General features: G+C 47.9%; 19 protein-coding genes. 13 read left to right on the top strand and 6 right to left on the bottom strand.

Going from position 1 to position 26860, the window contains the following annotated elements; all coding sequences use genetic code 11:
- Positions 1-95 precede the first annotated feature (95 nt).
- Positions 96-4562, top strand: a complete 4467-nt coding sequence (locus tag ACFQ0C_RS35850) for an AAA family ATPase (RefSeq protein WP_379374273.1) — start codon at positions 96-98, stop codon at positions 4560-4562.
- 190 nt (positions 4563-4752) lie between these two features.
- Here the strand turns inward: ACFQ0C_RS35850 and ACFQ0C_RS35845 are convergent, their stop codons facing one another.
- A complete protein-coding gene (locus tag ACFQ0C_RS35845; protein ID WP_258216316.1) occupies positions 4753-5037 on the bottom strand; it encodes a hypothetical protein in 285 nt (94 codons plus the stop codon).
- A 246-nt stretch (positions 5038-5283) separates the two neighbouring features.
- Between ACFQ0C_RS35845 and ACFQ0C_RS35840 the strand changes: the two genes are divergently transcribed.
- From ACFQ0C_RS35840 to ACFQ0C_RS35830, 3 genes are all read left to right on the top strand, one after another.
- Positions 5284-6216, top strand: coding sequence for a phosphotransferase (locus ACFQ0C_RS35840; RefSeq protein ID WP_379374270.1), 933 nt, complete (start codon positions 5284-5286; stop codon positions 6214-6216).
- 271 nt (positions 6217-6487) lie between these two features.
- Positions 6488-7972: an S-layer homology domain-containing protein gene (locus ACFQ0C_RS35835; protein ID WP_379374268.1), complete on the top strand. Its 1485-nt coding sequence runs from the start codon at positions 6488-6490 to the stop codon at positions 7970-7972.
- 104 nt (positions 7973-8076) lie between these two features.
- Positions 8077-9240, top strand: a complete 1164-nt coding sequence (locus tag ACFQ0C_RS35830) for a YncE family protein (RefSeq protein ID WP_379374266.1) — start codon at positions 8077-8079, stop codon at positions 9238-9240.
- A 34-nt stretch (positions 9241-9274) separates the two neighbouring features.
- Here the strand turns inward: ACFQ0C_RS35830 and ACFQ0C_RS35825 are convergent, their stop codons facing one another.
- The 3 genes from ACFQ0C_RS35825 to ACFQ0C_RS35815 all read right to left on the bottom strand — a co-directional run bounded on the left by ACFQ0C_RS35825 (position 9275) and on the right by ACFQ0C_RS35815 (position 13660).
- Positions 9275-9994 (bottom strand): response regulator transcription factor, encoded by a 720-nt coding sequence (locus ACFQ0C_RS35825; RefSeq protein ID WP_379374264.1) that lies wholly within the window; start codon positions 9992-9994, stop codon positions 9275-9277.
- Positions 9981-12575, bottom strand: a complete 2595-nt coding sequence (locus tag ACFQ0C_RS35820; RefSeq protein WP_379374262.1) for an ATP-binding protein — start codon at positions 12573-12575, stop codon at positions 9981-9983. The genes ACFQ0C_RS35825 and ACFQ0C_RS35820 overlap by 14 nt, the downstream gene beginning before the upstream one ends.
- A gap of 287 nt (positions 12576-12862) precedes the next feature.
- Complete coding sequence (locus ACFQ0C_RS35815; protein ID WP_379374260.1) at positions 12863-13660, bottom strand: metallophosphoesterase family protein; 798 nt, start codon at positions 13658-13660, stop codon at positions 12863-12865.
- A 273-nt stretch (positions 13661-13933) separates the two neighbouring features.
- On the opposite strand from ACFQ0C_RS35815, the gene ACFQ0C_RS35810 reads away from it, so the two are divergent.
- A complete protein-coding gene (locus ACFQ0C_RS35810; RefSeq protein ID WP_258216309.1) occupies positions 13934-14116 on the top strand; it encodes a hypothetical protein in 183 nt (60 codons plus the stop codon).
- On the opposite strand, the gene ACFQ0C_RS35805 is transcribed toward ACFQ0C_RS35810, so the two are convergent.
- Complete coding sequence (locus tag ACFQ0C_RS35805) at positions 14113-14994, bottom strand: serine/threonine protein kinase (protein WP_379374258.1); 882 nt, start codon at positions 14992-14994, stop codon at positions 14113-14115. The genes ACFQ0C_RS35810 and ACFQ0C_RS35805 overlap by 4 nt on opposite strands.
- A 468-nt stretch (positions 14995-15462) precedes the next feature.
- Here ACFQ0C_RS35805 and ACFQ0C_RS35800 point away from each other — a divergent pair, with 468 nt between their 5' ends.
- The 4 genes from ACFQ0C_RS35800 (at position 15463) to ACFQ0C_RS35785 (ending at position 21471) form a co-directional block, all read left to right on the top strand.
- Positions 15463-16857 carry an 8-oxoguanine deaminase gene (locus ACFQ0C_RS35800; protein ID WP_379374256.1) on the top strand — a complete coding sequence of 465 codons (1395 nt, stop codon included), beginning with the start codon at positions 15463-15465 and terminating at the stop codon, positions 16855-16857.
- 90 nt (positions 16858-16947) lie between these two features.
- Positions 16948-19083: a methyl-accepting chemotaxis protein gene (locus ACFQ0C_RS35795; RefSeq protein ID WP_379374254.1), complete on the top strand. Its 2136-nt coding sequence runs from the start codon at positions 16948-16950 to the stop codon at positions 19081-19083.
- A gap of 206 nt (positions 19084-19289) precedes the next feature.
- Entirely contained in the window at positions 19290-20411 is a 1122-nt protein-coding gene (locus ACFQ0C_RS35790; RefSeq protein WP_379374252.1) for a glycoside hydrolase family 88/105 protein, read from the top strand.
- A gap of 28 nt (positions 20412-20439) precedes the next feature.
- Positions 20440-21471 carry an alpha/beta hydrolase family protein gene (locus ACFQ0C_RS35785; RefSeq protein WP_379374250.1) on the top strand — a complete coding sequence of 344 codons (1032 nt, stop codon included), beginning with the start codon at positions 20440-20442 and terminating at the stop codon, positions 21469-21471.
- A gap of 362 nt (positions 21472-21833) precedes the next feature.
- On the opposite strand, the gene ACFQ0C_RS35780 is transcribed toward ACFQ0C_RS35785, so the two are convergent.
- A complete protein-coding gene (locus ACFQ0C_RS35780) occupies positions 21834-22010 on the bottom strand; it encodes a hypothetical protein (protein ID WP_379374248.1) in 177 nt (58 codons plus the stop codon).
- Positions 22011-22506: 496 nt separating this feature from the next.
- Between ACFQ0C_RS35780 and ACFQ0C_RS35775 the strand changes: the two genes are divergently transcribed.
- Genes ACFQ0C_RS35775 through ACFQ0C_RS35760 form a run of 4 tightly spaced genes read left to right on the top strand, consistent with a single transcriptional unit; the run spans position 22507 to position 26764 of the window.
- Positions 22507-24216 carry a spore germination protein gene (locus tag ACFQ0C_RS35775; RefSeq protein ID WP_379374246.1) on the top strand — a complete coding sequence of 570 codons (1710 nt, stop codon included), beginning with the start codon at positions 22507-22509 and terminating at the stop codon, positions 24214-24216.
- Positions 24164-25285: a GerAB/ArcD/ProY family transporter gene (locus ACFQ0C_RS35770; RefSeq protein ID WP_379374244.1), complete on the top strand. Its 1122-nt coding sequence runs from the start codon at positions 24164-24166 to the stop codon at positions 25283-25285. Before ACFQ0C_RS35775 ends, ACFQ0C_RS35770 begins: the two co-directional genes overlap by 53 nt.
- Positions 25254-26498: a Ger(x)C family spore germination protein gene (locus tag ACFQ0C_RS35765; RefSeq protein ID WP_379374242.1), complete on the top strand. Its 1245-nt coding sequence runs from the start codon at positions 25254-25256 to the stop codon at positions 26496-26498. The genes ACFQ0C_RS35770 and ACFQ0C_RS35765 overlap by 32 nt, the downstream gene beginning before the upstream one ends.
- A gap of 53 nt (positions 26499-26551) precedes the next feature.
- Complete coding sequence (locus tag ACFQ0C_RS35760) at positions 26552-26764, top strand: CLC_0170 family protein (protein WP_379374240.1); 213 nt, start codon at positions 26552-26554, stop codon at positions 26762-26764.
- The last annotated feature ends 96 nt before the right edge of the window (positions 26765-26860 follow it).

Genomic DNA, 26860 nt, shown 5'->3' with positions numbered 1-26860 from the left:
CATCTATTCCCTCTACTTAAATGGTGATAGAATGAAATGAGGTATTAGTCGAAAACAGGAATGATTTCCGTTAATTGGGTGGAGGAGCAGCATCAATGCGGCAGAAGGATGACATTGAGCTTAGAGAATTATTGGATGGAACTATTGAGGTTTCCTCATTTATATATATAGCGATCGCGATGGTTGACCTGGTTTATGGGCTGCATAAGAAGGAAACAGTCATTCGCGACTTAAATCCAGCTGGAATTCAGATACGACATACAGATGCTTATCAAGCTATTCTTGTCGATGGGCGTAAGCTAAACTACGCCTATTTGTCTCCTGAGCAAACAGGGAGAATGAATCTTACACCAGATAAGCGCAGTGATTTATACGCACTTGGTGTCATGTTCTATGAAATGCTTGCTGGGCGCATGCCCTTTCAGGCACAGAATGCGGAGGAGTGGGTGCATGCTCATCTGGCGATGCCTCCGATACCTCTAGATCGGCTGCGGCCCGAGGTAACCGGCTCTATATCTGATATCGTCATGAAGCTGCTGGCGAAAGCGCCAGAAGACCGATATCAAAGTGCTTATGGTTTGCTGGCCGACTTAAGGAAATGCGCCTCCCTAAATGGAAATTCAGGGGGGATTATTCGCTTTGAGATCGGTTTGGTAGATGAGGTCGGACGGTTTCGGCTTCCAGGGACTCTGTTGGGACGTACTGCCGAACAAGAACAGCTGAGGGACGCTTATGAGTTGGCTCGAGCAGGAGCTTCTGCATTCGTGTTCGTTACGGGCCGGGAGGGCAGCGGTAAAACCGCGCTGATCCGTGAGCTTCAGACGGCGGTTTTTCGAGAGGGCGGTCACTTTATCGAAGGAAAATGCGATTTCATGAATCGGGAGACCCCGTTCGCGCCAGTTCTTCAAGCGTGTCGTGAGCTAGCCCGGCAAATGCTAAGAGAGACACCTGAACGGGTTGCCCAATGGACGAATCGATTACACGATGCATTGGGTACCAATCTAGGTGTTATTGCTGAGCTTATACCTGAGGCATCGGCGTTGCTGGGAGAGGTTTCGGCCGTAGACCAGCTTCCACCAGCCGAGGCGACCGCGCGTTTCCGCCAGCTGTTTCCTGCCTTTATTCAAACATTCGCTGAAAAAGAATATCCGCTTGTTATATTTCTGGATGATCTTCAATGGGCTGACGCAGCTACGGTAGAGGTACTAAGAGTGCTTTTGCAGGATGCTTCCTTGTATGGCTTATTGATACTAGGCGCATACCAGATCGAACAAGAGCCCATATGGGGTGAAAGTGGGTTTGACCATACGGCTGCGGTGGCAGCGATTCGGAGCTCGCTTTCTTTGCGGGAAGTGGATACGCATCCAGTTATGCGGCATATTAGGATCAATCCTCTGCCCTATGTGGAGGTCGTTCGCTTTGTGTCGGTCGTACTTCACGAGGATACGGAGCGTACCCGGCAGCTGGCGGATCTCCTGTATCAAAAAACAGGCGGGTATCCGTTATATATGCACCGCTCTCTGGAAGGCCTGTATCGAGAGAAAAAGCTTTTTTTCGATACAGAACAAGCCGTATGGACATGGGATGCAGCGGCTATCAGGGAGATGCCGGAGTATGGAGATGCACTACGGTTGATCGCAGCTCATATTCATACGCTGCCGATGGGTACAGTTCGGCTTCTTGGTATAGCCGGTGCTATAGGGTACAACTTCCGCATAAGCACAGTGGCGATGATAGGCGGGCATACGGTACAAGAAGCGATCGAACTTTTACGCGCAGCTGTAGATCAAGGCTTGGTGAGGTGCGAGCTTAACCAGGATGATCATACGGTAGAAAACGCTTACCGCTACAGCTTTTTGCATGACCGCGTTCAACAGGCTGCTTATGACACTACACCCGCTTCCGAGAAGGCAGGCTTGCATTTGCAAATAGGGCGAACCATGCTCCGCCAAGCTGTTCTTGATGAAGAAGAACTGATCTTTGATATTGTGCATCATCTGAATTTAGGTTTGGATGAAATAACGAATGAAATAGAGAAGAGACAATTAGCCGAGTATAACCTGCGGGCCGGCATGAAATCCAAGAGCACGACGGCATACGCGACAGCGAAGCATTTCCTGGAAACAGGGCTGCAGCTTCTCGGAAGTGATATCGAGGCAAAGGATGCTCTCGTGACTCAGTTGATGATGGAGCTATCGGAATGTGAGTATATGTGTGGTCGTGCGGATCGTGCGGAGGAGCTGCTGGGGCAGTTGATGAACCGTTCTGTGGATTTGGTGGAGCGCTCAAGTATTTACTTGATTAGAATCGGGATGAATACGTATTTGAAAAGAAACACGGCAGCCGTGGCTATTGGTCTGGAGGCATTAAAGGAATATGGTTGGGAAATACCGATAGAGCCCTCAAGATCATTCATGGCAGGGGAGCTGGCACGAACACATTGGGCTCTGTACCGCAAACGTGATGTATTGCCTCATCTACCGCTTAATACGGACCCCCTTTATAAGTCATTTTCCGATATAATCATGGCGATCGCGGCACCGGCATTTATAGATAACGCCGAGTTGAGTGGAGTTCTTTATTCGAGATTCGTTCGTTATGGGTTAAAGCGAGGAAATAATGAAGCTTTCGCTTTTATGTTAGGTGCATATGGGACGCTTCTAACCTTCGGGCTTAAGCGCTATAGTGCTGGCTGCCGATTGGCTGAGATTGCTTATGAGCTGGCGGCTCCTTTCGAAAGTAAAGTTCTTAGATGCCGACTCCACTTCGTGATGGGTCTTATCGGACAATATCGATCTCCGGGTGAGGTCATCGCGAATATGGATCAGGCCGTGCGTTATGGGTTGGAATCAGGAGATATGATGTTTACCGGATACGCCATGTCTCTACGTATACTCAATCATACGGGGGATTTGCACAGCTTATCAGCTTGTATTTCTCAATATGAAGTATCATGGCATCTGCTGGATGAAGTTACATTAATGGTGTTTCGCATCGCCCGCTGGCATATGGCAAAGCTGCAGGGTGCACCTGTTGAAGTTGAGGTCGAAGTCGATGAATTCGAGGACTGGGTACAAGGCAACCCTACCAACGAAACTCAGAAAAACCAAGCTTACTATTACTGTGTCTGTCATATAGAAGCTGCATATCTGTCGGGTTGTTATCAGGAAGCACTCGAATGGATAGATCGCAGTAACAAGCTTAACGGCTTCCATCAAGGACCTTTGATGGTACGCAAACAGCAGCTTTACCACTCATTATCGTTAGCGTCACTTTACTCGGAGATAGAGCTAACAGGGAATAAACGTAAAGGCGTACTCTCCGTGATGACCAAACATCTGCGTGCCATGAAGAAAGAGTTTGGCGGGTTCAGCCAGAAATCCTCCGATTATATTCTTATTGAAGCCGAGGTAGAACGAATTAATGGGAATAAAGCAGCCGCGGCGGAGAAGTATGAGCATGCACTTACGGCAGCGCGTGAAGAAGGAAACCTATGGATGGAAGCTATAGCCGGTGAGCGGGCTGTTGTCTACTACAGAGCCATTGGAATGCTTTCAACTGCAGATGCTCTATTGGTTGATGCATACAATGCCTATTCACGCTGGGGGGCATCGGCTAAGGTTCGGAAGCTTCAAGCTGAATATTCGGAGCAATTGGCGTTAGTTGCGAGTGCAGCGTACCGTGAGTCGGCAGCTGCAACTCATGGTAAGGAAGAATATCAGTTAGGAGCGGGCCAGAGGTGGATGAGTGCTAACTCAGGGACTGCTGTAGAGGCTTTCCACCTTAATGAGGGTACCCGTGAATCAGAGCTCTTCAGAAATCTTGATGAGACCGTTATGCGGCAAGCCGCGGGTTGGCCTGGTGTTGGGAATAGGCAGCGCTTAACGGAGCGTTTTCTTGAGTCGGCACTGCGTTCTGCGGGTGCGGAGAAAGGATACGTAATTAATCTGTCAGGCGAATCTTTTAATATTGAAGCTTCCAGTAATCAGGAGTCTGTAGGGGAAAGTGCAGCAATGTTTGCGACTTCTCTCGTTCATTATGTCGTGCGCACGGGCAAGGCGGTCGTATTGACAGATGCATCTCAGAGCCTATATGCGGCAGATCCCTATATCCGCAAGCAGCAGTCGCGGTCCATACTATGCATGCCTATTCCATATCCGGGCATACGGCTCCCGAAGGTGCTCTACTTGGAAAATAATCTGGCGTTCGGAATTTTTGCAGAGGAAAGATTGGCTGTGCTGGATATGTTATTCTCCCGGATGGTTTATTTACAATCGTTGGAGGATTCCCGCGGAAAGCCCGATGTGGTAGAAGAAGTGGGAAATGTACAGGAAATCAGCTCTGCCAAAGCTGTGCTGCCTATGCTGGACCCTCTGACCAACCGGGAGATGGAAATGCTGAAAGCACTAGCCAGTGGCTTTTCCAACAAGGAAATTGCAGAGAGCTTTGGACTAACGGAAGGAACCGTCAAAAATCATATGTTTAATATGTATGGCAAGCTCGATGTGAAGAGAAGGGCGCAAGCAATTGTAAGAGCGAGGGAATTAGGGCTGCTGGAATAGTTGGTAAAAAGATGGAGCTGCTGTTTGCGCCTGAATGGAGAAGGCAATAGCATCAGCGCGGTAAAAAGCCTCTGCAGATTTTTCCTGCGGAGGCTCTTTAAGTGGAATAGGAAGTATGAGACTATACACCTTGCTTCGCCGCTCAATCTAGATAAACGCATTCATCATTGTGGACGGCGCCTTGAATCCGTCATTCTTTAAAATTATTTGCGATCAAAGCGATGGCCTGATCGACATATTTCTCGGGTACTTCGAGTTTTATAGAACCGTGGCCAGATCCTTGGACGGCACCCATCGTATCCGAGGAGCGGATGCGGCTCTTTACTTGATTAGACTTTAGAAAAGCGTGCTTCGCCTCAATCTCTGCCACCGCATTGGCAGTACCGGCCTCAATCGTTTTCCACTTCGCGTTGTTTCGGATAACTAACCATACAATGATCCCTGCGACAACCAGCACCAACAGTAACATTACCATGAAAAACACCACCTTATTCATTTTGGCCTCCCATTTTGGGAAAAATGGGGTCTTCAATGGGTTGTGATCTGAATGGGATGATCGGTATATGTATACGATTCCAAATGGATTCGTATGACGAATATTCCATTTATTTCTTCAATTTTCTGAGACTTCGTTATCTGTTGATTTATGCTGCTAAATCGTTGTTTGGAACGGGCTAACAGAGGTATTATAGAGAATATGTTAAGAATGGAGCTGAAGTAATTGGCCAAGCCTTGGGCTGCGGAGCAGATTGTAACCAATGACGTAGCGTTAGAATTAATCAGCAAGCAATTCCCTGAGCTTGTTCCATTAACGATCAAGCTTATAGGTGAAGGCTTTGACAACACGGTTTATCAAGTCAATCAACAGTATGTATTTCGTTTTCCCCGACGCTCTATTGCGGTTGATTTGCTGCTGGTTGAGTGTGCGCTGCTGCCGCATCTTTTCTCATTGGGACTTCCTCTAATGGTATCTGAACCGGTATTTATCGGAAAGCCTGAGGAAAGGTATTCGTGGCCATTTGCAGGATATCGGTTTATAGAAGGCGAATCGCCGGGAGCGGCTACAGTAGATCAACGAATGCAGTCAGCGCGTCCGCTTGCACAATTTTTAAGCATCTTGCATCGTTTTCCGGTGGAGAAGGCGAATGAACTGGGCGTACAGAACGACCTGCTGGGGAGGTTGGATCTTGCCAAAAGATTGAGCCAGGTGGATAGCAATATGAATAAAGCAATGGAGCTAGGCTTGTGGAGGGATCGCCGTGTTTTGGATAGCTTTCTAAGTTCTTTAAGAGATGGGGGCGGCGATAATAGCGGAACTGGCAGCCCTGCCAAATGCCTCGTGCATGGAGACCTTCATATCCGTAACGTGCTCGTAGATGAGAACCATATCATTTCAGGAGTTATTGACTGGGGGGATGTGCATACCGGCGATCCGGCTGTTGATCTTTCGTTCGTCTACAGCTACCTGCCTCCGGAGGGCAGAAGCTTGTTCTTTAGCATTTATGGAGAAACCGAGGATTCCACCTTGAAATTAGCCAGGTTTCGATCGATTCATGTATCGCTTCTTTTACTATTATACGGATATGATCAACAAGATGATGTTTTGGTGGCAGCCACCCAGGATAGCTTAAGGCTGGCTTTTGAGGATTTGTAACGCTGGATAAGCAGCATAAAACTATATTATTTTTGAGAGTCAATAAAGCCAGCCATTTTCTATTAACTAGAGAGTGGGTGGCTTATTTGTTTATGGCTGCCTTCCCCATTTTGCAATCTGTGTGTCCTTGGCGTAAGGATTCTTTATGGATTGTTATGTTTTTTTAATGTTTTTGGGCGGTATTTTATTCGATTGTAATGCTTGAAAGAGTATTCTAATTTTAGAGTTATTCATTAAGCAACACCATATGAATCCAAGGGAGAGATCTTATATGATAAAAAGTAAAAAGGCATTCGCAGCATTGGCGATTACAGCAGCAGTAGGCTTTTCTTCCGTTATTCCTTTTAATGTGTTACAAGTATCGGCGGCAGCTAGCTTTATGGATATTGATGGAGCAGCGGCACCTTATAAAACAGCCATTGAAGAAATGGCCAAACAAAATGTAATATCAGGATTTAGCGATACTCAATTTAAACCTAATCAGAATGTAACTCGGGCGGAATTGGCCAAGATTGTAACACTAGCCCTTCATGTGGATCAAAACCAGGCAAAGAAGAATAATTTCACTGATGTAGCGGATAGTGCCTGGTATGCCTCTTACGTTGCCGCTATGGTTAATGCGGGTGCAATGAAAGGTGAAGGAACCAGCTTTAGCCCTAATAATTCTGTTACGCATGAGCAGCTTGTTGAAATTGTAGCTTCTGTTCTTAAAGTGGATACGAGTAAAGTAAAAGGCTTGATGGGCACAGCATTTGCAACGGGCAAATTGGCTTCCCGCGGCGAAGTGGCAATGCTCGTGCATGCGGCGCAGCAACTGGCTCCGGTTCAAGTGACCAGCATCAAAAATTTGAATGCTATCACGCTGCAAGTGACCTTCTCGGCTCCGCTTCCTAAAGAAGATATCGACGTAGACAAAGCGAAACAAAACTTCGTATTCGATAGCGGCCTTACCGTTCTTAATATTCCACAGCTGAAATCGGGGGCAACAGCGACCTATATTGTGCCGGTTTCGCCTCAGAAGGCAGGAACTAAATATTCCTTATCTTATAAAGGTCAGGCCGCTGGAACGTTCGAAGCTAGTACGGAGAAGCTTGCTTTGAGATCAGGTCAGCAGGTTTCCTATGATACGTTCGAGATTGAATCCAGCCTTGAGGACGGTGTGGCGGATTACGGTTATGTAGTCGCGGCTTATAGCGCTGCGCGCAAGGGAGCCTTCGTTGTCGATGATAACAATATGAATAACGGTAAGTCGTATAAAATTCTTTCATCGATGAGAGACAAGCAGGTGTACATTACACCTGAAGGCGGAGAAACGATGACAGCGAGCTATGTATTGTTTACACAGGCAACAGACGGCAGACAAGCTCCGAAATTCCGCCTGCCTAACGGTGAAGTCTTCAAGCCAGGCGTGAAGTACACGGTAACTTCGGATTGGGCAACATTGGCGAATCCAACTTTCACGGCCAAAGAAATCGGGCCGCTAGCTATTCAATCGGCGCAGCAAGTGAGTGAAACATCGCTTGATGTGACATTGGCGCAGGATCCGAAGGACGAGTTATTCGCAGTGCGCAGCATTACGCTGACACCTTTGAATGGAGCGCCGCTAACGGCTCAATATAAGCTGACAAGCCGTAAAGGGGCAACAGGAACCTTTGATATCCAGAATGGCGGCAAGCTGGCTCCAGGCACTACGTACACAGTAGCTCCGCAGGGGAAATGGGCGACAGCCAATGCTGTTACAGTAACGGCTAAATAAGAAGCAGGGTAAGGATTAAGAGGAAAGTGACCCATGGAAGCCAGGGATGCTTTCCTCTTGTCATTTTTCATATCATACTTTTTATGGTGAGGTGAATAATAAGAATGCGGTGCAAAACAATCAAAATCACTTGCGCAATAGCCGCAATTGGGCTAATTATAGGGTTGGCAGGCTGCCAGTTGAAGTCTAGCGCAGATGCGCCTTCAGAGCCGCGACCGACGGCAGCAGTGCTGCCCAATTCATCGACAGCTGAAGCCGCGCAGACGCCGAAAGTGGACGATAATGCTTCAGTGAAATCGGACTCCTTTAACCTTCTGCTGACAAACTCGGCAAGCGGATATATCTCCTTTTTGGACCCGGAGAAGGGAACGCAGGATAAGCTCGATGTTGGTAAATCCCCCTTCGGAATCGCTTTAGCAAGCAGCGGCACAGCCTATATCTCTACTGCAGAAGGAATCGCAGTCGTTGATACTAAGCAGCGCAAGCGGCTCGCTTTAATCCCTTATCAATCCCAGATTGGGCCTGTTCAATATGGTGAGTACCGTCCGGGTGGTATGGGTATCGCGGTTTCTCCGGATGGACGTTACGTATACGTAGGCGTTTATTTGAAGGGTAAGCCTAGCCAGCTTGAGATTCTGGACACGGAGAAGCTAGTCATTGTCGGTTCAGTACCTGTTGGAATTCGGCCTTTTGATGTGGTTGTAAGCAAGGATGGCCATGAGGTTTATACTATAGATCATGATTCTTATTCGGTAACAGTCGTGAACCCGGCGGCTCTCAGCACGCGCAAGCTGGATGTTGCCCCGTTTGGCAGGGGTGGCTTCGAGAAGCCTCATTATACGGTTGTTCGTGAGGACGGTCGGCTATTGCTTCCGTACCAAGGCCGAGGGCTTGTAATACTTGATCCAAAGAGTGGAGAATATGAGACACAGCCATTGACTGGTAACACCCATCAAGAAGGTTTGGCTCTAACCCAGGATGGCAAAAAGCTCCTTATCGTAGGAAACGGTGCCGCTGGCAGTGCGACCGGGAAGCCGAATTTGACCGTATTGGATGTAGCGACGATGGCTGAGCAGATTATCCCTTTAAATCGTGTGCATCAAATGGTAGCGAGCAGCCCTGATGGCCGGTGGGCCTATCTCACGGGAGGAGTAACCTTTGCCGATACAGGTTGGGACGGGTTAACAATTGTTGATCTTTCAACAGGCTCTACGAAAGAGATAACTGTTTCTGATTACCCGTTAGATATTGAGATCATCCCGAATTGATGTGGACTACGAACAAAGAAACCATCCTTCACAACTAGTGAGAGATGGTTTCTTCTTCTTTCATTTGGGCCATATAACCAACACCGGGGTACGTGATGATTACATCAAGCTTGTTCTCGATGTGTTTAATCTTTTGTCGTATCCGTGCGATGGCTACACGCAAATATTCTACGTCGTCTCGGTATTCGCTTCCCCACACTTCGCTTAGCAGCTGCTCATGTGTCATCACTTTACCAGCGTTCTGAATGAGCAGAACAAACAAGTTATATTCGGTTTCGGTAAATTTAATTTCCGCGTCCTTCAGCCAAGTGCGCCTCTGGGCGAGGTTGACGGTAAGGGTGCCCGTTCGAATTTCGCTTGCTGCCGAGGTATGGACATGGGTTCGGCCATCCAGTCTGCGCAGCACGGCATTTACTCTCGCAAACAATTCATCGAGGGAAAAAGGCTTGGTTAAATAATCATCCGCACCTAAATTTAATCCCTGTACTTTATCGCTGGAGTCACTACGGGCGGTTAATATAATAACCGGAACATTAGAGAAGCTGCGAAGTCTCTGCAGCGCTTGAAATCCATCCATGCCGGGCATCATGATATCAAGCAGCAGCAGGTCGGGATCGAAGCCGTCAACCGCTTCAAGCGCCTCGGGGCCATTAGAGCAGGTCAGCGTTTCATGGCCTAACGACTTTAAATTAGCCGCAATAAATCGTAAAATTTTAGGTTCATCGTCCACGATCATGATTTTATGCTTTTTCATCGTCTTCCCCCTCTTTAGCGTTGAATGCCGGTATGGAAATGATGAAGGTACTTCCCGCCCCTGGCGTACTCCGCACTTGAATCCGGCCTCCATGTGCTTCCATTATTCCTTTGCATATCGCCAGACCCAATCCGGTTCCCCCTGTTTGGCGGCTCGCTGAGACATCCACTCGGTAAAATCGGTCGAATATGTGATCCAAATGATTTTCTGCAATGCCAATTCCGTTGTCCTCGATGAGAATATGGACCATAGCTTCATCGGTTTCAGCCATAATTCGCAGGAACGGCTTTTTATTATCATTATATTGGATAGCGTTAGTGAATAAATTGACCAATACCTGCTCCATACGAAGCTTGTCGGCGTAAATAAGCGGCAGGTCGCTGCTCAGCTGGATATCGAATTCGGTATTGGCAAAAGCGGCATGCTGCGGCAAACGATGTATGGCGTTATCAATTACCGCCCCTACGCGGAGAGGCTGACGATTAACCCGCATAGCGCCTGCATCGATCTTGGAGATGTCGAGCCATTCATCGATCAGATTCTGGATGCGCCCAATATCCTCGTGGATTCCTTCCAGCAGTTCTCTCTTGAAGCTCTCCTCCCATTCGGCGTCCTTACGCAGGAGCGTTTCTACGCCACCTCTAATACTGGTTATCGGCGTTTTGAATTCGTGGGATGCCAGGGAAATGAGATCGTTCTTCAGCGCATCAATCTCATGTTCTTTAGTAATATCACGCCACACATAGCCTCTGCCAAAAATCCGTTCATCACCCGCCGCTTGAAAAGCGGAAACGAGAATAAACCGTTCTTTGCCGCTATCATCACGGATTTTCAATGTAGCTTGAATTTGCTGCTTAGAAGTCAGATGGGTCCATTCTTCATGGGAGCCCGACAGCTTGGCGGCTATTTCACCGAACAGTCCTTCTTCGGTCATGGACAGCAATTCCTGCGTCGGGATGGCGAACATTTCGGTCATCCTGCGGTTGGCGTACACGACATTTTGCTGAATACCTATTAGAACAATAGCATCGGACATGCTTTCAAATACCGCATTTAAAGAGGCGTACTCATGCCGGAGGCGGCTAACCAGGATGTCATTTTGTATAATAACTGCAATTGTATTGGAAAAGGTGTGAAGAAACTTTCGGTCATTCTCCGTTAAAGCCGCGCCGCTGCTATTGAAAATAGCCAGCTCACCAAGTGGTGAATTACCCGAATTGACAGGAATAACCGCGGCTGCAGCATTCTTCTGATTCTGCTCGGTTGGCGGGTATGGATAGAGACGCAGCCGGACTTCAACGCCAATCAGATTGCGCAGCTGCCGCATGCTTTCATCGATCATTCCATTGGTTTCCTGATTGGGCATGGCTGGCGTGAGCAGGACATTGACAATTTCCAGCTCCTGATTTTTTCGCAGCAAGCTTCGGGTACGTTCTGTCACACGGTTCTCCAACTGGGCATTAAGCTCTATTAAGGCTCTTTGATTTTCTTTAATTTGCTCGGCCATTCGAAAGAAATGATTAGCCAGCATATCGAGCTCATAAGGGACACCCCAGGATGGCGTCATGTCTCGCTGAGGTTCTTCAAAAACTCCATCAGCCAGCTTTCGAGTATAGCCTACTAATAAATGAATGGTGTTGTTGAACCGTTTGGCTAACAAGTTGCCCACAATAACGGTTATGACAAGTGTAAGCACGAGCAGAATAAGCGTGGTTTGCATAGAGTCGGAAAAAGCGGCATTAACTGATGTGTAAGAACGGCTTACCCATACAGTCCATCCGAGATCTTTAATTGTTGTATAAGTAATAAGCTCGCTTTGCTTGCTAATGCTTGAATGATATTTGCCGGACCCTTGTCCGGCTGCTATGGCATCCTGAACAACCGCTTCGGCGGATAAGTCGACTAATGAGCTCGTAATTTCTCTGTCCGGATGATAGATGGCGCGGTCGGTAGGATCTAATACGACGGGATAAGCGTCTGAGCCGTAGTCGTATTTGGTGACCAGCTGCTTGATTTGTTGCAAATCAAGGACGCCTACAGCGATACCGGCTAATTGTTTTTGATCGGTGTATAGGGGAGCGGCGATGATGATAGCTGGCTCGTTACCACTTTCTGGCCCGCGGAACAGAGAAGAGATAGTGGTCTTTTCGGTCGCTTTCACCTTAATGAAATAATCGCGATTGCTCATATTCATGCCGAATAACGGCTGCTTCTGTGTGGCTCCCTGCTCCGGGTAGTGGGCGGAGACAATTCCGTTCGCGTCGGCCACATACAGGCTGCTGAAGCCCGGCAGGTTGTCCTTGACTGATTGCAGCTTCGAGGTCAGACTTTCTCTCGTCCGGAAGGCGGGCCCCGATGCGCTGATCGTTGTGGCTAAAGTTTCGACTGCGTTGCGATGGTAGTAGGTATAGGTTTGAACGGCGTCAGCCAGCCGATAAGTCGTCTGGCTTTGCGTTTTGTTGTAATCGTTGGTTATATTCCGAATTTGCAGCACTTGAATAGTGCCTAGTACAAGGATAGGTATCATGGCCATAATGGCAAAAGTAATGGTTAAATGTAACCGCAGTGATTGTTTGTTCACAAGTTCCTCCATCTACAAGGTAGATTTACATGGGTGTCGCCAAGCTTATGATTATTTTATCATAAAAAGGAGTAAACATATCACGAATCAGCGTAATAAGGAGAGGGTTCTAGGGGGGCATACACAGAAAAGCCGCAATCGCTCGGTAAAGTAACCTGGCTATCGGGCTCGGAGATTGGGTGTATGCGTTTATTGCCGGATTAACTGGTCGTTAAGGGGAGAGGTATCTCAATCTCATCGCTGAGAATTGAAGAGGCGGGAAATAGGAAAGGGTTTACGCCCCATGATTACAATGAAATACGGCGTATCCCGATGGCAGTATGCTCAAGCTCTATGATACAAGCGGAGGCTGGACGTTCAGGTCGGCGTAAATCAGTAATAGACATACCCAGCATATGCATTCGGACGGTATCGCTTACTTGGAGATCACCGGGAAAATGAAGATGGCCTGTGAAAATGTGGTTCATTTCTTGCTGAAGGCCTTCCTGGTATAACCAAGGGGAATGACTTTGCACGTATTTATTTAAGTTGCGAGTTGAATCTACCGATAAGATATATTGTCTTGTCTCCGGTACATCGAGAGGTACATGAGTGAACAGAAGCTGCCGAGAGTGTCGGCTTTTTAATTCCCCTAGCCATTCCTTTGTGCCGTCAGGAACTCCGCTGCGGGCGCTGTCGAGCAGCACCAGTCCGGTATACCCAAGGTCTATGTAGCGGTTGTGCAGCTCGATACCGCGCTCCTTCCACCCTTTCACTGCCGCTTCATAACCTTCCACTGCTGAGATAGAACGGATTCCTTCCGCTCCTTCGATAAAAGATTCATAATCATGATTACCCGGTACAGCCAGCCATCGGCATGGCAATTGGTTTAATAATTCAATGGCGAAATCCCGGTTTTCGTCACTGTACCAGTCGACCATATCCCCTAGGCAGATGGCTAGGTCGGGTGCTTCTTGATGCAGCAAGCTGTTCAGCTTTTGAAAGGATGGCCAAGCATCGGCAAAAAAGCTCCTTTTTTCACGCAAACCGGTAAAGCGTTCTTTGGGAGAAATCGAATGCAAGTCTGTGAAAACAGCGATTTTCATAGGGCACCTCAGGAAATGAGTTTTACAAATTACGATAGCATGCTTTTTCTGAAAAGGACAGTAAAAGATAGGGCGCCGGAGCAAACCGATGGATCGACCAATGAAACCAACCCCCTTTTACAACGTAAAGAGAACAGATTTAATTGAATTGCCGATGTTAAGACGCAAGAGGGACTTCATCGCAGATGGTTTCATTAGAAGAATTGAAGCAAACTTAAGCGAATACTTGGGATGCCGGGTATCGCTGGAGTTAAACTCTCAGGAGGTGTGGCCATGTTACGCAGATTATTAAGCAAGCTTCTTGGTTTGGATAAGCGCAATGGATCCCAATATCGCCCCTACCGCAGCAGTGATGACTATCGTAGACCATCGAATGGAAATAAATACAACCAGCATAATCAATATGGGAACTCCCATTACAAGAAGAAGCGATCTTCAAGCTCTTATAGCAGCTAAGTTTTCAGATTTAGAAGAATTCGGTTTACATCGATTATGATGTCTTGAACATTAATATAGGGCTGTTCCGTCAATAGCAAGCGGCGGAGCAGCTTTTTTGTGCCCGGGTGAAGGGTGAGTTCAAGCTCCCAGCCCCGATCGGCACCTGCGGGTGCCTGCTCCTCCTGGTCATACGTGCTGTACAGCAGAAAAAGCAGAAGATGACCGACAGCATAATAGTCACTGGTTACATGGATGGTTCTGCGCAGTATTTTTTCGGAGGGGTCATCCGCTTCAACATCTAAAACGTCTTCCACAACGGCTTCGGCATTTGCAAGCTCGCGGGCCAGCCCCAGGTCGATGAGTTTAACACGCTCCCCCTCAACGACCACGTTAGCAATGTTAATATCGCGGTGCAGAACGCCGACAGAGTGCATATAAGAGACAATGGGCAAAAGCCTCCGGATCAAAAGCAGGGATTCACGCTCGGTAAAGGTACATTGCTCCTGGAATAAAAGAGTGTCCAAGCTCTTTCCCTCCATAAATTCCATAGTGAAGCACAGATGATTGCGATAACGGAATTTGCTGTAGAGTGCCGGAATGGCGGGATGGGAAAGAAGCTCCAGCATGCCGGTTTCTTTGGCATAAATAAACTGTGCCCTTTGTGTACCGCCTCGGAGCGGGGTGACCCGTTTCATAACGCAGCGCTGCCCGGAGCGGACATCCCGGCATAGGTAGGCGACTCCGTAGCTGCCCATGCCAAGCTTGCGCTCGATTCGATAGCGGCCTGTAATGATCGAGCCCTCACGGAACCATAGGTCATCCCATAGGCGGACGGCTTCGTTAGTCTTTTTATTTAAACTGCGCCATAGCTGCTTCCATATGTATCGGATGGACATGAGCCGGATACCGCTCCTTTGCTCTGCGGGTGCACTCCACTACTGGATAGCTCTATTCCTCTATTCCTCGGCAACGGCAGTTGAGCATAATGGTTCTAAAGCTTGCTTACAAATGTAATATGTATGCCGAACTATAGTTAATTATAGCAGTAAGGCGATTGGTGGAAAATGTGTATTATCGAGTGCTCATTGAGGGTAAGAGAGAGTGGATTCTCGAAGATAAGGTGTAGACGGACAGTCGCGTGACATGTTTTCTTCCATTTACGATAGAGATTCGTCAATTCATCTAAGATTAAGTCCTTGTTTTGTAATTGAAAACAAAATTAATGTTAGAATAGTTTACATACATCTCTCCTGTGATTAAAATGGAAATAACAATCATTTCGATGCTAGTTTTCCCAGGGGAAACGAATAAGTAAATGCTTGCGAAATGAACTTTCCCGGTGGAAGTTCTTAGGAGGCTAGCCCATGAATGACCGTTCTTTGTTGATCCAAAATGCAAGAAGCATCGTCACGATGGATGGAGAAAGCCGTGTCATCAAAAATGGCAGTTTGTATGTAGTCGGACAGGAGATCGTTGCGATTGGCGAGAATATTCCCTACGAGACGGCAGATAGAGTTATTGATGCTCGAAACAAAATTGTATACCCCGGTCTCATCAACACGCACCATCACCTGTACCAGACCTTGACCCGTAATCTTCCTCTTGCACAGGATTGCTCTCTTTTTGACTGGCTGTTGACGCTTTATGAAATTTGGCGACATCTGGAGCCTGAAGACATTTATTTAAGCGCGATGGTTGGACTCGGTGAGCTGCTGAAAAGTGGCTGTACCACTTCCTCGGATCATTTCTACTGTTTTCCCCGCGGCATTTCGACCGAGCTAATCGATGAGGAAATCCGGGCAGCCGCTGAGCTGGGCATGCGGTTTTATCCGACTCGTGGCTCAATGAGCTTGGGGCGGTCGAACGGTGGGCTCCCTCCTGACGAAGTGTGTCAGAGCGAAGAAGAGATTCTAAGAGATACGCGGCGTGTGATTGAGAAATTCCACGATCCTTCCCGCTTTTCCATGCTGCGGATCGGTGTTGCGCCGTGTTCGCCCTTCTCGGTGACGCGGGAGTTATTGAAGGAGTCTGCCGATCTGGCCCGCAGCTATGGTGTTCGCTTGCATACTCATTTGGCCGAGACGATGGATGAAGAGCAATTTTGCCTAGAGAGGATGGGCATGCGACCGCTTGAATATATGGAGGATACCGGTTGGGTAGGAAACGATGTGTGGTTTGCGCACGGTATCTGGTTTAATGATGCGGAAATTCAGAGAATGGGGGCCTGCGGCTGTGGTGTTGCCCATTGTCCTTCCAGCAATATGAAGCTGTCCTCGGGCACGATCCCTGTGAGGAAGCTGCTTCAGGCTAGTGTGAAGGTAGGCCTTGGGGTGGACGGTTCGGCTTCCAACGATGCTTCGAATATGCTGTGGGATGTGCGGATGGCCTACTTGCTGCATAAGCAATTAAACGGGGATGCCTTGACCGCCAATGAGGCGCTTTCCCTGGCTACACGCGGCTCGGCCCGGGTGCTTGGCTGGGAGGACGCAATAGGGTCGCTTGAGGTTGGCAAGGCGGCCGATCTATTTATGCTGGATGCGTCGCAGCTCGGCTTTGCAGGAGCATTGTTCGATGATGCATCGCTGCCGGTAACGGTAGGCGCGTATCAGGCGGATATGACCATTGTGGGGGGACGCGTAGTTGTAGAGAAGGGGCGTTTGTCAGGCATAGATGAAGAGTTGGTTGCCTTCCGTGCGCAGCTTGCGGCGGACCGGATGGCAGCTGCTGCTGCCAAACGAACTAAGCTAGACTACCGCTAACATCGTTAGCTGAAGAAGACTTTTATCTGTAAGAAAATGAGCAGTACCTATAATGTCATGCTATTTGACAACAGAAAAGGTGTGGTCACAATGAAGCTGATGAGAACCTCCCCCTTGGGGTGGCAGCAATTGTTTGCCCCTGCGGTTGCATTAATGAATAAGCTGCGGTATCCTCAAAAATTTCTGCTGATTGGCTGTGTGTTCGCTATTCCCATAATTACACTTACAGCTCAGATGTTCTCCACTATAAATACAGATATTCAGTTCACGGAAAAAGAGAAAAAAGGCTTGGCCTATCATCAGTCTTTAATGGATTTAATGTTCGCGCTGGAGCAATACGGATGGAGCTTGCACATGGGTACTTCTCCTGCACCCTCAGCCACTAAGGACACGAAGGGAATCGGGGAGCAGATTGATAGTATCATCTACGGGCTGAAGCAGGGAGCGAACCCTGATCTGCTGGACCCTGTATTATGGGCGAGCCTGGAGAAGCAATGGGAATTAATTAAGTCGAACGGAACCTCCATAAGCCAGAACTTTTACGAGATTCAACATACGGCTCTGGAGCAAATCGTATTGCTTCTAATTGAAGACGTGCAAAATTCCTCGAACCTGATTCTCGACCCGGAATTTGAGAGCTACTATTTAATGGACTCTGTCGTTACTATATTGCCTAATTATTGGACCAAGCTTGAAAAAATGGAGTTGATGGGGACTGAGGTCGTAGCCCGCCAGCAAATTAAGAACCCCCAGGAACAAGAAGAGCTCATTCGATTGACAGGGGACCTGGAAGCTCTTTTGGATAAAATGAATAGATTTGCCGATCTGATAGGCAAGAAAACCCCCAAGACGAAACAGCAAATGGATGGACTTCTGGAAGCCAACAACCGTTCGACGAGGGCTGCCATAGATGCATTTAATAACAGGCTGCTTAACAATGGGGTTATTCAAATTACTGCAGACGAGATGACCTCTTTGAGCCGCAATGCCAAGAAAGCAAGTCAGGAATTATTTCTTGGCCAAATGAAGCTGCTTCAGCAAATCTTCGATAACAGGCTGGACGGCTATAAGGCTAATAAGACGAAGGATATTCTGCTCATTATTATCGTAGTGGTTGTTGTTGTTTATTTGTTCACCGCTTTTTATTTATCCGTGAAACGAGCTATTCATCATCTTGTTCGCGCCTCCAATCAGCTGTCAGCAGGGGATTTAACAATAAAAGTTGCGACAGAAACGAAGGATGAATTTTCACAGGTAACCGCTGCATTCAATAAGCTGACGGATACGTTCCGCGAAGTTGTCAGACAGAGCAGGGAGGTGACTGTGCAAGCCTATGAATCTGCCGAACAACTAAAATCCAGTGTTGTGGAGAGTGAGGGGAATAACCGGATTATCTCCGGGGTGATGCTGGAGGTTGCGGCTGGCTCTTCCTTGCAGGTACAGAGTGCCCAGGAAACCTCGGTTGCCATGAATGAGGTGAATATCGGCGTTCAGAGAATTGCTGAAACCTCGTCTCTTGTAGCAGGGGCAGCTGGAGATGCGGCGGAAGAAGCGAGAAAAGGTTCTATGGATGTAGATCAGGCTATCGTTCAAATGTCGTCGATCAAAGCCAAGGTTGGCGAAACGGCCTCTACCATAGCGGAGCTGCATGAATTATCGACTAAGATTGACCGCATTCTGAGCGTTGTTCGAGAAATATCGGAGCAGACCCGTTTGTTAGCGTTGAATGCTTCAATAGAAGCAGCGCGTGCAGGAGAGCATGGACGTGGCTTTCAGGTAGTTGCGGCCGAGGTTAGGAAACTGGCTGATGAATCGAGTGAATCGACCAAGCAGATTGCCGAGTTAATTGCGATGGTTCAAACAAGCTCCAAAGGAGTAATTAATAAGATTGAAATAGAATTAAAAGAAGTGGAAAGAGGGAGCGTAGTGTTGTCACAGGTTGGGGTTGTGTTCGGCGCTATTTTATCCTCGGTGGAGAGGGTTGCTGAACAAATTCAGGAGGTTTCGGCGGCATCCCAGCAAATATCAGCCAGCACGGAGCAGGTTACAGCGACTATGGAAGACAGTGTTCAGATTTCCCGCAAGGCAAGCTCCTATGCTGCGAATGTGAAGTCCTCACTGGACAAACAAGCTTCCTCTACCAAGGAGGTTGCGGCTTCCTCCGAATCCTTGAACCAGCTTTCCGAGGAACTTCTCCGTTCGTTGCTGCGATTTCGCATAGAGTAGCGGAAGGTAATTTTTGAAAGAGCGCTTATGTCGAAAAGTGTTAGTTCCTGTCGGAGCGAACGCTTTTTTTTCTATTTTATAGGCAAATAATAGGCTAATTCATAAAGAAGTTAAATAAAGCATATGCTGGAACCTTGAAGAAAAGGCCAATTAAAGTAATAATAGTTTTGCAAAGACTGATGGAGTGCTAAAGGAGGAGTAAGGGCATGAGTAAAGTTTGGTCTACGGCTATGGCAGATTCTTTTATGAAAAGGTATCCGCTGGTTTCCGATATGCCGTTTCAAAAAAGAAGATGCTGGAATTATGAGAATGGTTGTATTATTACGGCTTTGGAACGGGTTTACCTTCAGACTGGTGACGAACGCTATTATGATTACATTAAAATGAATATGGATCTGTTCATCCAGGAGGATGGCAGCATCGATACGTACAATTTAAATGAGTACAACGTCGATATGATTAACCAAGGTAAAGGCTTATTCTTACTGTATGAAAAAACCGGTCAAGAAAAATATAAAAAAGCGATCGAGCTGCTTGTTACACAAATAAAAGGACACCCGCGCACGAGTGAAGGCGGACTATGGCATAAGAAAATTTATCCTTTCCAAATGTGGCTGGATGGCGTATATATGACCTCGCCTTTGCTCGCTGCTTATGGCAAGAAGTTTAACGAGCATGAATGGTTTGATGATGTGGCTAATGAGATTCTATTGATGGAGAAAGTGTCGCGTGATCCCAAAACCGGACTGCTCTATCATGGCTGGGATGAATCGAAAGAAGAGCGTTGGGCGAATAAGGAAAACGGCTGCTCGCCGCATTTCTGGGGCCGTGCTTTAGGCTGGTATGTGATGGCCGTTGTGGATACATTGGATTACTTGCCTTTGGATCATCCGAAGCGTGGACAAATTATCGGTATTTTCTACCGGTTGGTACAAGCTATTCTGAACGTGCAGGACGAGGAATCGGGTCTGTGGTATCAAGTGCTGAATCAAGGAACCCGCAAGGGTAATTACTTGGAGGCATCCGGCTCCGCCATGTTTACTTGTGCACTGGCAAAAGGATATCGGATGGGGTATTTGGGCAAAGATGCATTGCAGGCGGCAAGACGCGGTCACAAAGGGCTGCTTGAGCAATGTGTGGGTCAAGAATCAGATGGCACCTATCATTTGGATAAAATTTGCAGTGTGGCCGGTTTGGGAAATAGGCCTTACCGTGATGGCTCCTTTGCTTACTATATCAGCGAACCTACCCGCAAAGATGATCCGAAGGGCTTCGCGCCATTCGTCATGGCTTGCTTGGAGCTAGAAGCGACAGCTTCCGTACAATAGGCAGGGAGCGGGGAGGAGAATTCCAACGATGTGGAGTCCTGATCAATATTTGCGGCGGTTGTATGATGAGGCGAAGTCACGGCAGCTGGCATTCCAAGCGGAGAGCCGCGCGGAATGGCTGGAATGGAAGTCAGCGCTTACAGAGAAGTTCATTGACTCGTTAGGTGGACTTGAAGCCGCAGGAGTGGATTTGCAGCCGGTGGAGATTGAACGTGTCGAATATGAGGATCATATTCGTGAGCGGATCGAGATCACAACGGCCGAATCGTTGCGTATGCCTGTCTATCTGCTTCTACCGAAGGGGAAGCAGGGCAAGCTGCCGGTCGTCGTTGGCTGTCACGGCCATGGTTACGGCAGCAAGTCTGTGGTCGGGCTGCTGGCTGACGGCGGGGAAGCCGGAGATGCTGACCCTGACGTTCACCACAAGTTCGCGCTTTCCCTGGTCAAGCGAGGGTTCGCGGTTATTGTGCCTGAGCTGATCGGCTTTGGCGACCGCAAGCTGGAGAACGAGGTTGTGGTCAACAGCAGCACGAACTCTTGTTTTCCAATCGGTGTTTTTCTTCTCATGCTGGGTAAAACGATTGCGGGAGTACGCATTCAGGAAACGATGAGGGCAATTGATTACATATCGAGCCGCAGCGAGATGGATGCCTCCCGCATCGGCATCTTCGGTCTATCCGGCGGCGGCTTGGTCGCTGCTTTCACGGCTGCGCTCGACCAACGGATTCAGGCAGCGGTAGTTAGCTGCTATACGAATACCTTTCTCGACAGCATCCTAAGCATGCGTCATTGTGTGGATAATTACATCCCGAACGTGCTGCGGTACGCCGAGATGCCCGAGCTGATCGGCCTTATCGCGCCGCGGCCGCTGTTTATTGAAGCAGGCCGGGAGGATAAGATCTTCCCGCTCCATGGGACGGAGAAGGCGTTAGCCCGGCTGAAGGTTGTGTACCAAGCGGCCGGAGTCCCGGACTCATTGGACTCCGACCTGTTTCCGGGGGGCCATGAGGTGTATGGCAAGCATTCGTTCCCGTGGCTGGAGAAGCAGCTCATGAAGTAACTGAAGCAAGAGTAATAAGGATATTGGACAGGGCTGTCTCAAAAGACATTTTGAGACAACCCCTCCACCCTTTTATCCCGAATAGATGGTAGCAAAGAGCCCTCAATTCCACTTTAATAGTTGAAGGCTCTTTTGCACATTCTTGTGTATTCTTAGTGACGCATAAGATGAGGTCGCCTTCCAACGCGTGCTAATCGCGGGTATCGGGTTCGTGGTCGGTGGCTCGTGGTTCATGGTTCATGGTTCGGTTACGGCATTACATGGCAGTCTGGCGCACTCCGTGCAATTATCAGGAAAATGTCAAGTTAGTTACTTCGAAAATAGCATTCCAAGCCTTATAGCTGGAATTTCTCATGCTAATTCTACGTATTTTGGCTGATATCCACCATTTCACCTATATTAGAGTTAGTTTTTCCAGTTAGATTGATTTCAGGCGATATCCACGCTGGATTAGCGTGACAATTTCCATCTATTTTCTTTCCTTCCACAGCCGCCCGACAAATCCTGGTTTCCTTTAGACTGAAAGCAGCCTTGAACATCGCTTCTCCCCCCATCACTTAAGCAACATCCAAAAAGCGGCCGAACTCATTTCTGGATTTTCAAACCCCCACTCTGAGGGGAATTTCTCTACAAAAAAGACGCTTCTAATTCCGCTTACATAGTGGTGTTGGAGGCGTCTTTGTTCATAATTTGGGACTGATTCATTCATTGATACCCTTTTGGGACAGCCTCGTTTTAATTTTTCTTAACTTACTCTTCCGGCAGTGATGCATCCTCGAACAACGCTCCCGCAAAGCTGAGCTGCGTGACGTATCCAACATAAACAGATCGGCATCTTTGCCAACCTGAAGCGACCCTATCGCGTCCTCCAAGCCATGCACCCGCACATGAAAGTAGATCGTCTTGTTGAATAGAAGGTTGCGGAAGGGGTGATTTCCTTCATTGCAGCGAGCTGTACATAAAATAACCCAGAATAGGAAAGAGTATGAAACACACGATAAAGGAACAGCAATCCTATCAGCGGGGTGCCTTTTAATGACCATCTTAGAGTGGCTTCGGCGGCGTTCGAACAATAAGCAGCAGCAGCGGCGTTCCCAAGCGGCGAAAGTACCGGATCAATATTTGAATAATCATGAAGATGAGCGCCTCCCAGAAAGCTTGGAGGATGCGGTTGCTATTATTTCCGGGCTATTGGGCGAAAATGATGATTTTATGCTGCGGCATTTTCATATATTCGGACAATTTGATGCAGCATTGATTAACTTTTCCAATATGACGGATAGCGATGTTGTGAACACGGATATATTAAGGCCGCTTATGTATAAGCCTGAGCAGTTAGCAGGCACGATCATCCCTCAGCAGCAATTAATGGATGTTTTGTTGAAAGACGCGCTCTATCACAGCAAAGGATCATCGGAATGCAGACTGTCCATGATTATGGAGTCGCTGCTGCGCGGCGGTACGGTTGTTTTGATAGATGGTTTGGGTGAAGCCATTATTGTCGAGACGACAAAGGTGGACAAACGGTCGATCGATCAACCTCAAACCGAGCAGGTTATTCGTGGACCACGTGAGGGTTTTATCGAGCAATTAGGGACGAATATTTCCTTACTGCGCTACAGGCTGCCGACAACCGATTTTCGAGTGAAAATGATGAAAATCGGCCGTGTTACGAAGTCGAAAACAGCGATTTGTTACTTGAAGGGAATTGTCAACGATGCGCTGGTGGAGGAAGTGGAGAGAAGGCTTTCTATCATTGACATTGATGGAGTGCTTGATGTCGGTTACTTGGAGCAATTTATAGAGGATAACCATCTATCGCCATTCCCTCAAGTTCAGAACACGGAACGTACGGATAAGGCGATAGCCAGTATGCTGGAAGGAAGAGTCATCATTTTGGTGGACGGCTCGCCCTTTGCTCTGATTGTGCCAACGGTATTCAACCAATTTTATCAGACGACCGAGGATTATTCCGAACGGTTTCTAATGGTCAGCTTCATCCGATTATCACGGTTGCTGGCATTGTGCTTCTCACTTGTTACACCTTCTCTGTATGTGGCCATCATCTCATTCAACCCGGAGCTTATACCAACGGAGTTTGCGGTCGCTGTTTCAGGAGGGCGTGCCGGCGTGCCGTTCCCTTCCATTCTTGAAGTGCTTGTTATGGAAGCTTCTATGGAGGTGCTGAGGGAAGCTACTTTACGTCTGCCGCAGCAAATTGGCGGAGCCCTCTCGATTGTCGGCGTTCTTGTCATTGGACAAGCAGCGGTATCGGCAGGTTTCGTTAGTCCAATTACCGTTGTGGTCATAGCTTTAACTACTATCGGTTCTTTTGCCACACCAGCATACAATGCGGCCTTAGCTTTGAGGCTGCTGCGATTCCCGCTTGTTTTTCTTGCAGGGATGTTCGGGCTATACGGTGTGATGGTAGGTCTCATCCTGATTGCCAATCACCTGCTGTCTTTAAAATCGTTTGGCGTCCCGTATTTAAGTCCCGTAGTTCCCGGGAATTTCGATGGAATGAAGGATACGGTTGCACGATTGCCCCTGTGGACTATGAGAAAAAGACCGACGATGCTGCATACGCCCAATCATGAGCGTCTCGGTGGTGATGTGGAGGATAAGCTGAAAGAACAGCCTGTCAACACATTGGATCCCCTGAAGGTAGGAAATCAGAAGGAGGAGAGTACGAATGGAGCATCCCCGTCAGATCACGGCGATTCAAGCAGCGGGAGTACTCATTAGCACTATCATCGGAGTAGGTGTGCTTCCCCTGCCCTTGTTCGCAGTTAGTGCTGCCGATACAGGCGCTCCTCTGGTGACGCTGCTGTCCGTTATCGTTGCCTTCATTGGCTTGTGGCTTCTTACGAAGCTTGGCATGAGGTTTCCGAATCAATCGATTATCGAGTACAGCCAAACGATCCTGGGCAAATGGCCTGCCAGAGCAGGAAGCCTGCTGATCATCGCTTTTTTTGCCCTGCTGACGTCGCTGGCAGCCAGGGAGTTCGGCGAAGTTGTCATTACTTCGGTTCTAAAGAAAACACCACTCGAAATAACCGTAATTGTTATGCTCATATTAGCAACACTCTCGTCTCGTACGGATGTGACTACGTTTGCTTATATCCATCATTTTTATTTACCGGTTATAGTTTTTCCTGCGGTATTAATAGTAGCGCTGTCTCTGAAAAACTCGGAGCTCGTCAATTTGCTGCCCGTATGGGGGAATGAGCCCTCCGGTATGCTGAAGGGGATCTTGACTATAGCTGCCTTATTCCAAGGCTCCTTTGTTTATACAATGGTAATTCCAGCTATGCGGAATCCGGACAGAGCCATGAAGGCAAGCTGCTGGGGCATAGGTATTGCAGGGGGGCTGTATTTTTCTATCGTTGTCGGAGCAGTTGGTGTGTTTGGGTCAGAAGAGACCAAGAAGCTGCTGTGGCCTACATTGGAGCTCGCGAAGACGACAAGCCTGCCGGGTAATGTTCTGGAAAGACTCGATGCAGCTTTTCTTGCTGTGTGGGTAATAGCTGTATTCACCACCTTATTCTCCAGCTATTACTTTACCATCCATGCGCTAAGCAAGCTTTTTAAGCTGCGGGATCATAAGCTGTTTTCCATGTTCATTTTACCGGTTCTGTTTGCTGCCGCAATGTTTCCGGAAAATGTTTTGCACATGTATAAAATCATAGCCATTGTAGGGCGCTGGGGCTTATTGCTTACGATCGGCTATCCGTTGTTGCTTCTGCTGTTGGCTATGATTCGTAAGAAAAGGGGGGATACGGGTGGGGGACAAGGATTGGAGCAGACGAGTTAAGCTGTTACTTCTTCTTTGTCTTACTTTTCCGCTGCTCTCCGGCTGCTGGGACCGTCTGGAAATCGAGGATCGTGCCGTCATATTAGGAATCGGTGTTGATGTGTCGGATCGGGGAGCAGAGGTTGAGGAGAAAGAATTCTTCCGCATGCACGGGACGCTTCCGCCGCCGAAGACAGGGCTGCTTCGCATCACCGTACAAATTGCTGTCCCCGGACGGATTCCATTAGGGCCCGGAGGTGGGGGTGGAGGTGCGGGAGGAGGTGGCGGTGGCGGCCAGAGTACAGTGTGGGTCGTGGACAGTGAGGGACATACGCTTGACGATGCTGTTAACAACCTGCAGCAAAGGGTCTCAGCTCCCCTATTTTTCGGTCATTTGCGGGTTATAGTAGTTTCCGAAGCATTCGCACAAAAAGGGATAGAAAATCTGAATGATTTCTTTCGACGCAACGCGGAAGTTCGCAGAGCGAACTGGATGTTTATATGCCAAGGAAAAGCATTTGATGTGATGAAGGCATCGCCGCAGCTCGAACGGGTGCCGACATTATATCTAATGAATACGATGGATCAGTCGGTCAAAATGGGCAGGTTTCCAAACGACTTTCTGGGTGTGTTCTGGAGCTCCACTTCTGCTAAAGGAAGGGAGGGTTATCTTCCCTATTTGGTGTTGAAAGGTCAAGAGGCTGTAGAACTGGGCGGCATAGCCTATTTCAAAAACGACAAAATGGTCGGTTTGACTAACACGCTGGAAATCACCTTGTTTATGGGGCTTACCGGGGTTAATGTCGCGGGAGGGCAAGGTTTTGTCAATGTGCCGGGGACATCGGAGTATGTCTTGTTCGGGGGACGAAACCGAAAAACCTCATTCAAAACCGAAATTAGAAACGGAAAACCGCACATCACAGTGTATGTTCATATAGAGGGGAATATATTGGAGAAGTCCAACGAGTCGGTCACCCTAAAACATGAGGTTATTAAGCAGATTGAGAGCCAGTTGCAAAAGGATATTGTTAAATCCTATCAAGCGTTGGTTAAAAAGACACAGGACAAAGGTGCGGATATATTCGGCTACGGTGAGCAATTCAGGGCGAAGCATCCGCAATATTGGAACCGTGAAATTAAAACCAAGGCCAAGTGGCAGGAAACGTATGCAGAGCTTTCCGTTGAGATTAAAGCGAATATTAATATAAGACGTATCGGGATGAAAGCGACTTAATTTACAAGGAAATCGCCGTGTTGAACGAAGCCGGAAAGGAGGGCTTATAACGTTTGAATCTAACCTTTTCAATAGGATATACGAACTTCACCGTATTATTAATGCTGCTTACAGGGGTCTTCATTCTGTGGATTGACGTAAAGGGCTATAACCGTACAGGCATGAAGAGGGAACAACGTACGGCCCGTTTCTTGGGATGGTTTAATATCGTAGCAGGCTTGGGTACGTTCATAGTCAATTTGGTTTATCAAAGCATGCAGCTTTGAATGAGGCATCCAACCCTTTTACAAGCATCATTTGACGATGATAACCATTATCATTATAGTGTAGATATCCTAGTTGTAACATGGAGGGGTATCTGC

This window comes from Paenibacillus sp. GCM10027630 (genome assembly GCF_042676305.1).
GTDB lineage: Bacteria > Bacillota > Bacilli > Paenibacillales > NBRC-103111 > Paenibacillus_S.
Note: the sequence above shows the minus strand (reverse complement) of the source record. Positions and strands in the feature narration are given on the sequence as shown.

What these genes read in the sequence shown, in the direction of transcription:
- ACFQ0C_RS35850 (WP_379374273.1), top strand. Translation starts at nt 96, where the DNA reads ATGCGGCAGAAGGATGACATTGAGCTTAGAGAATTATTGGATGGAACT.
- ACFQ0C_RS35845 (WP_258216316.1), bottom strand. Translation starts at nt 5,037, where the DNA reads ATGGTAATGTTACTGTTGGTGCTGGTTGTCGCAGGGATCATTGTATGG.
- ACFQ0C_RS35835 (WP_379374268.1), top strand. Translation starts at nt 6,488, where the DNA reads ATGATAAAAAGTAAAAAGGCATTCGCAGCATTGGCGATTACAGCAGCA.
- ACFQ0C_RS35830 (WP_379374266.1), top strand. Translation starts at nt 8,077, where the DNA reads ATGCGGTGCAAAACAATCAAAATCACTTGCGCAATAGCCGCAATTGGG.
- ACFQ0C_RS35825 (WP_379374264.1), bottom strand. Translation starts at nt 9,994, where the DNA reads ATGAAAAAGCATAAAATCATGATCGTGGACGATGAACCTAAAATTTTA.
- ACFQ0C_RS35815 (WP_379374260.1), bottom strand. Translation starts at nt 13,660, where the DNA reads ATGAAAATCGCTGTTTTCACAGACTTGCATTCGATTTCTCCCAAAGAA.
- ACFQ0C_RS35810 (WP_258216309.1), top strand. Translation starts at nt 13,934, where the DNA reads ATGTTACGCAGATTATTAAGCAAGCTTCTTGGTTTGGATAAGCGCAAT.
- ACFQ0C_RS35805 (WP_379374258.1), bottom strand. Translation starts at nt 14,994, where the DNA reads ATGTCCATCCGATACATATGGAAGCAGCTATGGCGCAGTTTAAATAAA.
- ACFQ0C_RS35800 (WP_379374256.1), top strand. Translation starts at nt 15,463, where the DNA reads ATGAATGACCGTTCTTTGTTGATCCAAAATGCAAGAAGCATCGTCACG.
- ACFQ0C_RS35795 (WP_379374254.1), top strand. Translation starts at nt 16,948, where the DNA reads ATGAAGCTGATGAGAACCTCCCCCTTGGGGTGGCAGCAATTGTTTGCC.
- ACFQ0C_RS35790 (WP_379374252.1), top strand. Translation starts at nt 19,290, where the DNA reads ATGAGTAAAGTTTGGTCTACGGCTATGGCAGATTCTTTTATGAAAAGG.
- ACFQ0C_RS35785 (WP_379374250.1), top strand. Translation starts at nt 20,440, where the DNA reads ATGTGGAGTCCTGATCAATATTTGCGGCGGTTGTATGATGAGGCGAAG.
- ACFQ0C_RS35780 (WP_379374248.1), bottom strand. Translation starts at nt 22,010, where the DNA reads ATGTTCAAGGCTGCTTTCAGTCTAAAGGAAACCAGGATTTGTCGGGCG.
- ACFQ0C_RS35775 (WP_379374246.1), top strand. Translation starts at nt 22,507, where the DNA reads ATGACCATCTTAGAGTGGCTTCGGCGGCGTTCGAACAATAAGCAGCAG.
- ACFQ0C_RS35770 (WP_379374244.1), top strand. Translation starts at nt 24,164, where the DNA reads ATGGAGCATCCCCGTCAGATCACGGCGATTCAAGCAGCGGGAGTACTC.